Source organism: Qipengyuania aurantiaca (assembly GCF_019711375.1).
GTDB classification, from domain to species: Bacteria; Pseudomonadota; Alphaproteobacteria; order Sphingomonadales; family Sphingomonadaceae; genus Qipengyuania; species Qipengyuania aurantiaca.
Map to the genome: position 1 here is coordinate 1,810,075 of NZ_CP081295.1, position 12,753 is coordinate 1,822,827.

The 12,753-nt window shown below is 61.1% G+C and carries 5 protein-coding genes and 1 tRNA gene; 3 read left to right on the top strand and 3 right to left on the bottom strand.

Translation table 11 applies throughout. The features are described 5' to 3' along the window. The first annotated feature begins 6 nt into the window (after nucleotides 1-6). Both virB11 and K3148_RS08740 read left to right on the top strand, forming a co-directional pair. On the top strand, nucleotides 7-1,032 hold the full coding sequence (virB11, locus tag K3148_RS08735; RefSeq protein ID WP_221424445.1) for a P-type DNA transfer ATPase VirB11: 1,026 nt from the start codon (nucleotides 7-9) through the stop codon (nucleotides 1,030-1,032). A 209-nt stretch (nucleotides 1,033-1,241) separates the two neighbouring features. Continuing rightward, nucleotides 1,242-4,229, top strand: coding sequence for a TonB-dependent receptor (locus tag K3148_RS08740; protein ID WP_221424446.1), 2,988 nt, complete (start codon nucleotides 1,242-1,244; stop codon nucleotides 4,227-4,229). A 62-nt stretch (nucleotides 4,230-4,291) separates the two neighbouring features. Here the strand turns inward: K3148_RS08740 and K3148_RS08745 are convergent, their stop codons facing one another. Then, nucleotides 4,292-5,038 carry a queuosine precursor transporter gene (locus tag K3148_RS08745; RefSeq protein ID WP_221424447.1) on the bottom strand — a complete coding sequence of 249 codons (747 nt, stop codon included), beginning with the start codon at nucleotides 5,036-5,038 and terminating at the stop codon, nucleotides 4,292-4,294. Nucleotides 5,039-5,098: 60 nt separating this feature from the next. On the opposite strand from K3148_RS08745, the gene K3148_RS08750 reads away from it, so the two are divergent. After that, nucleotides 5,099-5,175, top strand: a tRNA-Arg gene (locus tag K3148_RS08750). Nucleotides 5,176-5,527: 352 nt separating this feature from the next. Here the strand turns inward: K3148_RS08750 and K3148_RS08755 are convergent. Beyond that, nucleotides 5,528-7,720: a DUF11 domain-containing protein gene (locus K3148_RS08755; RefSeq protein WP_221424448.1), complete on the bottom strand. Its 2,193-nt coding sequence runs from the start codon at nucleotides 7,718-7,720 to the stop codon at nucleotides 5,528-5,530. Further along, complete coding sequence (locus tag K3148_RS08760) at nucleotides 7,717-12,705, bottom strand: DUF11 domain-containing protein (RefSeq protein ID WP_221424449.1); 4,989 nt, start codon at nucleotides 12,703-12,705, stop codon at nucleotides 7,717-7,719. The genes K3148_RS08755 and K3148_RS08760 overlap by 4 nt, the downstream gene beginning before the upstream one ends. Between the last annotated feature and the right edge of the window lie 48 nt (nucleotides 12,706-12,753).

A 12,753-nucleotide genomic window follows, 5' to 3' on the forward strand; every position in this document is an offset into this window, starting at 1 on the left:
GCCACAGTGACCGCCGACATCCACCCCTTCCTGCCGGACGAAAATCCGGATGAGGAGGCGCCGAACGTCGATCTGCATGACGAGCGCAGCGTCTATCTCGATGCCTATCTGAAGCCCTTCGCCGAATGGCTGGAGCGCGACACGGTCACCGAGATCCTCGTCAACCGGCCCGGTGAGGTCTGGATCGAAGACGCCGGTGCCGGCGGTATGCAGAAAGTCCTGCGGCCCGAGATCGACGACCGCCTGATCCAGCGCCTTGCCGAACAGGTGGCGCGTGTCAGCCACCAAGGCATCAACCGCGAACACCCGCTGCTCGGCGCCACGCTGCCCGACGGTGCGCGCGTCCAATTCTGCGGCCCCCCGGCCGCGCGCAAGCACTGGGCCATGGCGATCCGCCGCCACCGTCGGCTGGACCTGCCGCTCGACGCTTATGACACAGGTCCGCTCACCCCGGCCCAGCCCGGGCCCATGCCCGACCCGCAGGCCGAGCCCGTCGCGTTCCTGCGCGAGGCGATCCGCCAGCGCCGCACCATCCTCGTCTCGGGCGGCACAAGCACCGGCAAGACGACCTTCCTCAACGCCATGCTCGGCGAGATACCCGGGCACGAGCGCGTGGTGCTGGTCGAGGATACGCCGGAACTGAAACTGCCCGGCGAGAACGGTGTCGGGCTCGTTGCGGTGAAGGGCGAGTTGGGCGAGGCCAAGGTCACCGCCAACGAGTTGCTGCAGGCCGCGCTGCGCCTGCGCCCCGACCGCATCGTGCTGGGCGAATTGCGCGGGGCCGAAAGCGTTAGCTTTCTGCGCGCCATCAACACCGGCCATCCGGGCAGCTTCTCGACAATCCATGCCAATTCCCTGCGCGGCGCGCTTGAGCAGTTGTCGCTGATGGTGATGCAGACCGGCATCGGGCTGACGCGGTCGGACACCGTCGCTTATGCGGCGAGCGTCATCGACGTGGTGGTGCAATTATCCCGCGATTCGAACGGGCGTCGCGGGATCTCGCAGATCGCCCAAAGCCACGAGCTCGTCTGACCAAACCCGCAATGCCGTAAAGGAACCCGGCTGGCGTACCGCCATGCCGTAGCGTCAATTGCGTATCGTGAAATTGCTGCACTGCAACAACCGGTCGCAAAGCAGCGTTTTTGCGCAACATTCCTGCGCCAAACCTTGCGCGCATACGAATGTGTGTTAGCTTCGCGTCAGGCCGCCGTCATGAGCGGCCGGGGATGAGGAGAGGGTTTATGAGGATCAGGGCCACCCTGATGGCCGGCATTTGTGCCGGTGCAATCGCAGTTCCAGCCTACGCTCAGGACGTCACCGGCGACGACAGCGAATCCGGTATCGCCGAAACGACCGACAACGAACGCATCATCATCGTGACCGCGCAGCGCCAGGCGCAAAGCCTGCAGGAAGTGCCGATCGCGGTCAGCGCCTTCGACAGCGAAGCTCTCGAAGCGCAGCAGATCGAGAACGCGAGCGACCTTCAGCTGACGCTGCCCAACGTCTCCTTCACCAAGTCGAACTTCACGGCGTCCAGCTTCACCATCCGCGGGATCGGCGACCTGTGCGTCGGCGTCACCTGCGACGCGGCGACCGCGATCCATGTGAATGGATCGCCGCTGTTCGGGACCCGCCTGTTCGAGATCGAGTATTTCGACCTCGAACGCGTCGAGGTCCTGCGCGGCCCGCAAGGCACGCTGTTCGGACGCAACGCCACCTCCGGCGTGGTCAACGTGGTCACCGCCAAGCCTGATCTTTCGGGCTTCGGCGCGGCGGCCGAATTCGAATACGGCAATTACAACAGCATTCGCGCCAAGGGCATGGTCAACGTGCCGGTGGGCGATGCCATCGGCGTGCGCGTGGCGGGTTACTACCTCAACCGCGACGGCTATACCGAAAACCTCTACGACAATTCGGACATCGACGGGCGCGACATGTTCGCCGTGCGCGGCTCGATCCGCTTCGAGCCGACGGCCTCCACCACCATCGATTTGATGGGCTTCTATTTCGAGGAGGACGACGACCGCCTGCGTATCCAGAAGCAGACCTGCCAGCGCGATCCGACCGGGGTGTTGGGCTGCCTCGCCACACGTCGCGATTTCGACAGCACCAATGCGAACTCAACTCTCGCAAGCGTGCTGACATCGCGCGAACTGTTCAGCCTACAGGGGATCCCAGAGGCCTTTGCGCTCGGCAGCGTTTATGAAACCGATGCCTTCGCGAATTTCGACGAGCCGGACGATGTCCGTACCGTCAACACGCCCTTCACGCCGGAATATTATGCCGACGAGTTGCAGCTTCAGGCGCATCTCGATCAGGGTCTGGGCGACATGAACCTGTCGGTGACCGGCATTTATCAGGAGACGACGGTCGACTCGCGCCAGGACTACAACCTCGGCGTACAGAGCCGGGCCGGCTATGCGACCGGCCTGAACACGCTTCAATTCTTTGCCGATAACGGGCTTCCGATCACCGATCCCGACACCGGCGCGATACTTGGCTTCGTGCCCGGCACGAACGCTTACTTCGCGCCGATCGCCGAGGCTCTGATCCCCGGCGGTCCAAACGGCGTCCTCTGCACATCCGACAATGACGACGAGAACCGCGGGGCCTATGAGGGCAATTCAGTCTGCTCCGACGTGCCGCTCGCTTTCGACCGATCGGTCCAGTACCAGACCTCGTGGTCGGCAGAAGCGATCCTGTCGAGCGATTTCGATGGTCCGTTCAACTTCCTTGTAGGCGGGATCTACGCTGAAAGCGAAGTCGATGAGAACAGCTACTACGTGAACTCGTTCGGTCTCGATTACGCGACCGGCATCCTCGGGACGTTCAGCGCTTTGGCTAACGGGCTTCCGCCCTCCTATCTCGCGACCTCGATGTACCGCAACAACACGACCGACTTCAAACTGGAAAGCTTCGGCATTTTCGGCGAGGTCTATTTCGATATCACCGACCGGCTCAGCCTGACGGCGGGCCTGCGCTACAATGATGACAAGAAAACGGTGTCGGCCCGTACCACGCTGGCAAGTTTCCTCAACCCGTTCAGCAATGACGATCCCTTCGCCTCGCCGTTCGTCGGCGGCTACGACGCCGATCCGGGGACTGACGGTGTTCAAGATTTGCAGGTGCGCGAGGTGTCCTTCAACGAGATCACCGGTCGTGCGGTCATCGACTACGAGATTTCACCCGACAATAACGTCTATTTCTCTTATTCGAGGGGATACAAGTCGGGCGGTATCAACCCGCCGCTGTCACCGATTTTCGATGTCCAGGAGAGCTTCGGTTCCGAAAGCATCGATGCGTTCGAAATCGGTTCGAAGAACACCTTCGGCAACGGTGCGGCGCAGATCAATTTGACCGGTTTTTACTACAAATACAGCGATCTGCAGCTCAGCCGCATCGTCGCGCGCACTTCGGTCAACGATACGATCGATGCCGATATCTGGGGTATCGAACTCGAGACGATCTTGTCGCCAAGCTACAACTGGCTGATCAACATGAATGTCAGCTACCTCAACGCCGAGGTCGCAGGTGACCAGTTCTTCTCCAATCCGCGCGATCCAGGCGGGGGCGATCCGGATGCCGTGATCATCAAGGATCTCGGCAACGGTTCGCTGTGCGCGATTACGGGCGCAGGTGCGGATGGCTTCGTCAATTTCCTGAACCCTATCCTCGGACTTCAGGGCACGAGCGAATTCCCGGCAGATGGCGGTATCGCCTCGTCGGGCGCTTTCGGCATCTGCGATATCTATGCGGCAGCCGCAGCCGGAGCGATCGGAGCCGTCAATCCCGATCTAGCGCCGTTGCAGCCCTTCATCGACGGTTTCGGTCCGCTCGCGGTTTTGAGCCCCGGGGTCGAGGTCAATCTGCTCGGCAACAAGCTGCCGCAAGCGCCAGAACTCAAGGCGTCGATCGGTGTCCAGTACACCGCCGAGTTCGGCAGCGGGTGGACGCTCGTCCCGCGCGTCGACGTCGCCATGACCGGAGAGCAGTACGGCAATGTGTTCAACGGCAACGTGAACCGTATCGAGCCTTTCGTTCAGGCGAACGCGCAGATGCAGCTCAACTCGCCCGACCAGCGGTTCTATGTCCGCGGCTTTGTCCAGAACGTGTTCGATTCCGACTCGGTCACTGGGCTTTATCTGACCGACGCATCGTCGGGCAATTTCACCAATATCTTCACCCTCGACCCGCGGCGCTACGGCATCGCGGTGGGCGCGAAGTTCTAGCAAAACCCCGAGGTCTTCTGGGGTATCTGGGGGCGGCTCCTTTGCGGGAGCCGCCCCTTTTTTCATCGCGCCTTCGCAGAGCTGGCGAAGGGCGAGAAGTCGGTGTCCTTGTCGAAGATCTCGACCCCCTCGGCGCGCTTCAGCTTGCCAACCACCAGATAGGTCACTGGCGTGAGCAGCGCCTCCCACAGTGTCTTGATCAGCCATTGCGACAGGACCACTTGCCACAGCAATTCCACCGGCCACCCGGCAAGGCCCCAGAAGGCCAGCGGATAGAAAATCAGGCTGTCGAGACCCTGTCCCACCACGGTCGAACCGATGGTGCGCATCCACAAGTGTCGTCCCTCGGTCCAGACCTTCATCTTGGCGAGCACGAAGCTGTTGGCGAACTCGCCCGCCCAGAAAGCCACGATCGAGGCTAGCACGATGCGCCAGCTGTTGCCGAAGACGAATTCGTAGGATGCCTGCCCCGGCCAGCCTTCCGCCGGCGGCAGTTGCACCACCACCCAGGCCATGAAGGCCATGAACAGCAGTGCCGCAAAACCCGTCCAGATCACCCGTCGCGCGCGGGCGTAACCGTATACCTCGGTCAGGATGTCGCCGATGAGGTAGCTCACCGGGAAGAACAGCACGCCCGCGCCGAAGGACCATTGGCCTACCCACGGCAAGGTGACGTAGCTGGGCTTGGAGGCCCCGATCAGGTTCGACAGCAGCAAGATCGTGACGAAGGCCGCCATCACGAGATCGTAATAGCGAAAGCGCGGCGGCGGCGTCTGCGACGGGGGCGCGGTGTCCGGGGTCTTATCCATAGCGCGCTGACTATCGCCGATTGGCGCTGACGCAAAGCCGCGTTATGGGGATGGCAGCGCGCGCCCGTAGCTCATCTGGATAGAGCGCGAGACTTCTAATCTTGAGGCAGCAGGTTCGAGTCCTGCCGGGCGCGCCAGTTCCCCATGGTTTGAAAAGTTACCTTAGCTTTGCGAGGTGATGTATAGGTAACTTGGTGATTGATTGGTTCATATTGGGCCTCAATTGTCAGCGCTATAGCAGCAATGGGTAGGTACTCTGTCGCCAAGGCAACACCGAAAACCGCTGCGAAATCCGCCTAAGAACTTCGCACCCAATCGGACGGGCGGGAAGAGCGTTAAAGGTTGCGGATCAAAGTTCTCATTTTCCTCAAAGAGCTTATCCTTAGAAGCAATGGCTTCGGACACAGGCGGGCGGTCGACGACAATGTGCGAGGCAAAAAAGGAAGATTTCACCTGCGCGACGCCAGGTTGGAAGATATTCCCGCAGCGTTATTCAATGACGAAGCGGACGCGCAGGCTGAATGTTGCAGATGCGGCGAATGAACCACCGGGTTTCACGCGGAAGTTACTGATGTTCGCATCGCAGCCGTCGCTGTCCGGCGACGGGACATAGCTCCAGCTCGCCCCTCCATCAGAGGAAAATTCCAAGTCGTCACCAGCGCTGTCGAGTGCAAGGTAGCTGTATGAAAGACCGGAGGATGGCGTACCTGCGTTAAACATGATCGGCCCGCTTCCTCCGCCGAAGGTCGACAGGCACATCTTGGCATCGGCAGGCGCATCATCGGTTACCGAAACGCTATCGGCATCGGCGGCTTCCGCGCCGGTGTTGGTCACGCTAATCAGATATTCCACTACGGCTCCCGGAATAGCCTTGGGATTGGTCGAGCCGTTTACCGGATCCGATACCACGCTGCTCACCTTGGTGACAGATACCGTGGTGTAGGGGAGGCACATCTCAATGTCGTGGAGACCGATCCCCTGGTTGCCAGGGTCAGCGGGCGCGGTCGTGTGATTGCCGTAGCTGATCGTGACGGTGTCGATCTTGTGAGTGAATGTGACGGTCAGATTTCCCCGCCCGGAATCGCTGTCCGAAGCCGCGTCACCGATCGCGACATTGCCGCTCACGTAATTCGAGTTGCCGTTTGTAAGGACGGGCGTCACCGAACTGCCGGACAAACTGCCGGTTACGGTCACTCGGTCCGCAAACTGTCCGGAGGCGAAATCGACGTCGAAAATCGTGAACTGCAACCCTTCGAAACCGCGGGGAAGACTGATTGTGATTGTCGCCGAACCGCCTTGCGACGTCTGGTTTGTGATGACGGCCAGGTTGCGTTCGGTTGGAGACAGCCCTCCGGTGAAGGTCGACTGGAGCGTCGGCGATGTGCCGCCGAACTCCACCGCAGTGACATAGGTGCCCGTGTTGGAGATCGCGAACCCGATATTGCCGAAACTGGCCAAGGCATAGCTGTTGTTCGTCGATCCGGCGGTCCAGCTCACCGACGGGGAATCCCAATCGAATATCGTCGAGCCATTGGGGCAGACGAGCTCAGGAGGCGTTCCTGCCACGCGACCGTTGGCCACGGTGAACGAAACGCTGGCAAAATCGTCTTCGGTTGTAACACCGTTATTGGGTATGGAATCCCGGTCGGTGACACTGCTCGCCGTTACCTCGGCTGTGTTTGTGACGCTGGTTCCCGATACCGACGAAACCGTGCCGGAAATATCGATGGAAACCGATGCGCCGGGAGCCAGGCTGGCGATAGACCAGGTGCCGGTCGCAGAATTGAACGTACCGCTACCGGAAGACGAATCGAAGGTGAATCCGGAAGGAAGATTATCCCTGACCGTAATGCCAGTTGCCGTTTCGAGCGAGGACGGGCTGTTGGTGAGCGTCAGGCGATAGGTTGCGGTTCCGCCCTGTACCGGAATGTCGCTGACAAGCGACTTCGTCAGCGACAAGTCCGCTCCGGGGGCGGAATAGGTAAAATCGGAAATTCCGGTGAACTGACCGCTCGGGTCCCCGGTTCCCGTATAGCTGAAATAGACGATCCTGATCCGCTTGACGCCGGTACTGCCGAAATTGAACTGCAGGTCACCATTGGTCGACAAGGTTTCGACATTGGCTGTGCCGCGCCAACCGTTGACCGTTGAATTGTTGGTCCGGGTCACTGCGCTTTCCGCCGCCCAGAACGAGGGGGTCGAAGCAGCGTTGACGAATACGCCCGAGCCATTGTCGTAATAGACTTCGATGGCGTCGGCGAACGCACCGTTATCGATGTCGGTGAGTGTGAAGCTCAGATTCCTGACCGTCTGACTTAGAGTGAAGGTAGCGGTGACCTTGTCGTTCGGATCGTATTGCGAATTGTCGAAATTGAGCAGGAGGGGCTGGGCGGCACTGCCGATTGTTCCGGTGTAATAGCTCAGGAAACCGCCGTAAGACGGCACGAAGGAGCCGGTACCGCTGACTACGGAGGAATAGGTCACAGTGGCGGTCGTGCGGTCCGAGCCGGTCACGACAGTTGGATTGGGCACCGCCGTCAGGTTGGTCACCCCCGCAGTAGCCCAGTCGATCGTTGCGGTTTGGGCCTGCGCCGCAGCAGCCCAAAAGAACAGCCCAAACCATAAGCCGAACAGGCCTGCCAGCTGCTTGAAAATGCGCGTCACTGCGATTGCTCCGCTCATCGGTTCAGCCCCAGGATCGAAAGACTGTCGCCATCGAGCTTCACGCGAGCCGTCGCATAAAGGCCCTGATCGGTCTGCCGGGCTGCCGAAAAATCCTCGTCGCGAAAGCCGTAGATGTTGTAACCGATGGTTAGCAAGGCACCGTCGACCGGAACGAAGCCGATATGAGGCCCCGCCGAAAAGCTCGCGGTGCCATCGCTAAGGCTAGTGCGCAGGGTCCCGCGTCCGCCGATCTCGAAGCGGTCCCCGATACCGATGCGGACATCGGTGCCGACGAGGAGAGCAGTGCCCGAAAGATCGTAATCCGCGATGCGGTCGAAATTGTAACGCGCTGCGAAGAAAAGGCCGTATTCGTCGCGGCGGAACAGATTGCCGTCCTCATCCACGCCATCGGGAGACCAATTGCCGGAGAAGCTTCCGATCAGGCGCCGGGAAAGCGCGTCGCCGTCGATGGTAAGGGCGGTGCGTCCGGCAGGTCCCGCTTCGCCTTCAACCGCATTCCAGATCTGATCGCTGCGGTATTCGAGCTTGCCAAGGAAGGCGAACTCGGACTGGTCGGGGCGGTGCGCAAGAGCAATTGCTGCATCGAGAATTTCACTGGCCGTACCATTCTCGCCTTCGGCGTGGGTCCAGGTCAGGCCCGAACCGACGATCGAGCCTTCGCCGAGCTGGCGGATGGCTCCGATGGTGGCGCCCTTGCGATCTGCGAATTCGCCGTCACGATACTCGGCGCGGCCTGTCACACTCCAACGGTCGCGACGGTAGGCCGCACCGAATGTTGCTGCCGTGAAGCTCTCGAGCAACGTGCCCTGCTGACCCAGCTGACCGCCGCTTGAAAGAGGATGCTGCGGGTTCACGATGTCGGCAATGGCCGGATCGCTATCCAAGGTCAGGTTACCATCCAGGGTCGCATCAATGGTAAGTTCGGGAGTGAGCGGCAGGGTTTGCGTCAGACCAAACGCAGCGAAGCTGCGTTCACCGCGCTCGTCGATCCGCTGCTTGCCGATCGAGGTTACTGCCTGCGCACCCTGCCACGGGGTGATTTCGAGACCGCCCTTGATGGTGCGGGCGTCCACAGTTTCGCCGTCCGCAATCTCGTAAAGGCCGACAACGCGCACATTCTCGGTCAGCGAGTACCGGGCACCGATGCGGTGACGCGTCGGAAGGTCGGTAGACTCCGCCTGGTCCAAGGCGACGCTGGTGGATGCACTTACTTCCAGCTTGTTGTCCAGCATCCGCCGGGTGGCGCCGCCTTCAACCACGGTCGAGGTGTTGTAGGACCCGTCTGCCACGCGATCGTTGAAGTGGGCGATGCCAAGACGGTAATCGTTCTGTTCGTTCGTGTAACCCAACTCGATCTGTGCTGCGCGACGCTGGCTCTCGTTATCGAGGCTGTCGTCGTGCCAGACGCTGCCCAGAACCGACAGGTGCTCGTCGATCTTCACGCGCGCATCGACACCGACCTTGGTGCGCCCGAGCTCGGCGCCGTTCTGCTGGCCGACTCCGAATTCGCTTTCCACCGAACGAGCGTAGGCAAGCACGTCGAGGTTGCCGGTCTGGTGCTGCGCCTCGATGAGCCAGCCGGTCGCCATCTCGCCGCCGCTTTCGCTGATTGCGAGTTCCGCGTGCACGGTGGTCGACGGATCGAGCTCGGCGCGCATGTCGAGCGCGGCGATCGTCGTGCGCGCATCGTCGGCCTTGTCGGTGATGGCGCTGGCACCGATGCGCACGGTGTCGGTCTTGTCGATCCACTCCGCACGGACGCCGGCATTGAGCTCCCCGCCATCGCGACCATCGGTTTCATAGGTGACGACAATGAACTGCGGGTTGAGGTCGAAATCGCGGCTGAGAACCGGTTGCTTGAACGTGATCGTGCCCGAGAGCATGTCGACATCGTAGTCGACGAAGCGTTCCAGCTTGCGGCTTGCCACGATCAGCTCCGAACGGAAGCGGTCACGCACTTCCAGGGTCACCTGTTCCGAGTTGGCGACGATCGAGCGGGTGGAAAGGCGATAGGGCCCCGAGATGCCCTGACCCTGGATCTCATCACGACGGAAGCCGGTGGAAATGTCCGCAGCGAAAGCTTCGACCTGGATTTCGCCAATCCGGGCCTCACCCTTCACCCCCGTGGCAGTGCGGTTGTAGCGCGCCAGCCGGGTCCGGTCGAAGCCGGTCTCGAAATCGCCATAGATCGCATAGAACATGGCGGTTTCGATGCGGAGATAAAGCTTCTCCCTCGAAGCAGCGTAGAACTGGCGGCTCGAAGCATCACCGAAGACGGTGTAATAGGCGTTGGGATCCAGCGTGCCGAGCAGCCGCTGGTCGTCTTCCTGCTTGGCGCTGTCATAAGCAAGCGTGACGAGGTATTTCCCGAGCACGCGGCCTTTCGCATAAAGCGCGACGCGCGCGTCATCTCCAAGATCACTGTCGAACCGACCCGTCCGTTCCATATTGTCAGCTACGGAGCGGGCACCGATGGAACCTTCGGCGAGGCCGATGACGGTCCATTCGATATCGCCTGGCTCGATCCATGTCTTCACCACCTGTTCGCGCATGATTTCGCCATCATCGAAGCGAAAACCGAGATCGAGCGACCCGCTGACCATCGTGGGCGCAAGTTCGATGAGCGCAACCCCGTCATTCCCCTCGATTGTCCAGCGTGCCGAAGAGACTCCGAGCCCGGTCAGCTGGTTCAGCTGCATACGTTCGAGCTGTTCGGCGCTCTGATAGGGGGCGTTCACCGTGAATTCGCCCGAGACACCAGCGCGCAAGGGTCGGTTGTTGCGGTCAAGGATGCGCACGGCGATGGTCGGCGAGGTCCGTCCGTCGGCCACGAGGTTGGACCGTTCCTCGACGAGTTCCGCCTTCGCCGGGACGCTTGTGAAGTAGACGTCCCGTTCAATCGTTTCGTTGATGCCGCCGAAAGTATTGATTATGTCGGCGCTCAACCGCGTCCGTTCCTGCCGCAGCGGGATACCGCGCCAGGCGCTGATCGCATATTTGCCTTCCTCGGCATTGCGCGTTCCTTCGAACAGGAGAGGATCGACGTCTTTGCCGTCTACGCGCAGAGCAATCTTCTGGCCCTTGCGATGACGGATCACGGCGCGGATAGCCGGCGCGCGCGGGTTGTGATCGAGGGTCGGCACGAGCCAGCCATCGGGGCCATCGCCCAGTGCAAGCCAGTCAGTTTCGGCCTGCTCGGCAGGAGTGTCGGCGCTGGCCGCTGCGTCGACACCGCCTGCGCTGAATTCATTCTCAACCATCGCGCCTTCCGGCAGGACGGCATGGAAATCGGCGACAACCAGTGAGCCGCCCTGACCGATGGCGAAGCGGGAAATCGCGCTGCCGGCCGAACGCGTGTCGCGATGGCAATCCAGGAATTCGCCGCCATCGGGAAGGGTCATGCGCGAAACTTGGACGACATGCGTGCCGGGGAGCACGCCTTCGAAATGATAGCGACCGTCCGCGTCGGTTACGGAGAAACTGCCGTCCTCCAGCATGACGCGCACGCCTGCAATTCCTGCACGGCCTTCGGTCAGGCTGCATTCGCCGGCAGTAACCCGACCGATAATTGTCATGCGTCCGGCGATTGTCTCGCGTTCGATCCTGATCGCATTGCCGCCCACGGTTTCCCGTCCGAGCAGATCATTCACAATTACGCGGTTTTCCGCCTCGCCCGGAGGTGCATCGGCACTTACGGTCATGGCATAGGTAATGCGGACAGTCTGGCCCGGATTAAGGGTGCCAATATCGAAATCGATACGGGAAGCGTCGTCTGAAATAGCGACCCTCGTGCCGGCTGCCTCTCCGTCGATGCGGATCGAATCCCTGCGCAGTCGCAACCACCGCGACGGCACATCGGTGACAGTCACATCTCGCCTCGGGCGAGACGTGTCCTGATTCGTGATGCTGATCGTATAGAGCACGACATCGCCAGGCTGCGCGATCTGGCGCGAAGCCGTCTTCGTCACGCCGACCGCGAGGCCGGGACGGTCGAGAGGAATGTCGAGGCGAAGGCTGCCCGGTACGGCTACGTCGGTTGTGCCGCCGAAGGATGCATCGACGATTACGAATGGCTCGCCATTGCTTCCGGTCAGGCTCGCAAGCAGCGCAGGTGACGCTTGCGACGGCGCCGTGTAGGGCGAAGGAGGCTCCACAAGGAGGCGATAGGTGCCTTCGGGTACAACCGGAAACCAGAACTGGCCGGGCCCCATTGGAACGACATCGCCCGCCGCCGTCGTGATAGGTTGGCCGGTCACGACGGTGGCAGGCCAGACAGTGATACCATCTTCACTGTAAACGAGGGCGGGCTGGCCCGTCGCGACATCAACCAGCGTAACGCGCGCACCCGTGACGGCCTCGCCTGTCTCGCTGTCGAAGACCGTGTTGAAAGACGGCGCGTCGACGTCGACCTCGGCCGTGACGATATAGGTGGTGGAGCCGACGGGAGAAACACCGATCTGGATGATTCCCTGATCGATCACGCCCAGGCGGCAATCTTCAGCAATAAAGTTCGGAGGAACCCTGTGCGTGGCAATCGAGCCTACGAAAACGCCGGTATTCTCACCGGTTTCGTAGACCGTAATCTGCTCCCGGTCGCCGGTGCTGCTGACAAGCGTCGCGTGAAGGATATCGACCGCAGAGGGATTGAGATTCGCGAGAGGCGCGGAGATCTCGAAGAAAAATTGGTTTCCAGCAGAAATTTCAGTCGTCCGCTGGACATTGGCCGTTTGGACCTCGTTCGTACCCGCACTCGTGCTGAATCCAGCCGAGCTACAACGGGACGACCGATAATCGAGCGTTTCACCGGTTCCGGAGATGGGGCGGTACACCGTGATGGCGACATCACTGGTCGCGATATCGATCGAAACGAGGTTGGATTCGGTTTCATAGGTAGTTCCGCCAAATACCCAGCTGGCATTGGCGGTGTTGTCGATGGACTGGGCGCGCGCCGCCCCTCCGAACACGGCGATAGGCAGCAGCACTGCAAGGAGTGCTGCTGCCAGTTGCCGAAGGGAGGGGCGGAAACGCAC

What these genes read in the sequence shown, in the direction of transcription:
- K3148_RS08740 (WP_221424446.1), top strand. Translation starts at nt 1,242, where the DNA reads ATGAGGATCAGGGCCACCCTGATGGCCGGCATTTGTGCCGGTGCAATC.
- K3148_RS08745 (WP_221424447.1), bottom strand. Translation starts at nt 5,038, where the DNA reads ATGGATAAGACCCCGGACACCGCGCCCCCGTCGCAGACGCCGCCGCCG.
- K3148_RS08755 (WP_221424448.1), bottom strand. Translation starts at nt 7,720, where the DNA reads ATGAGCGGAGCAATCGCAGTGACGCGCATTTTCAAGCAGCTGGCAGGC.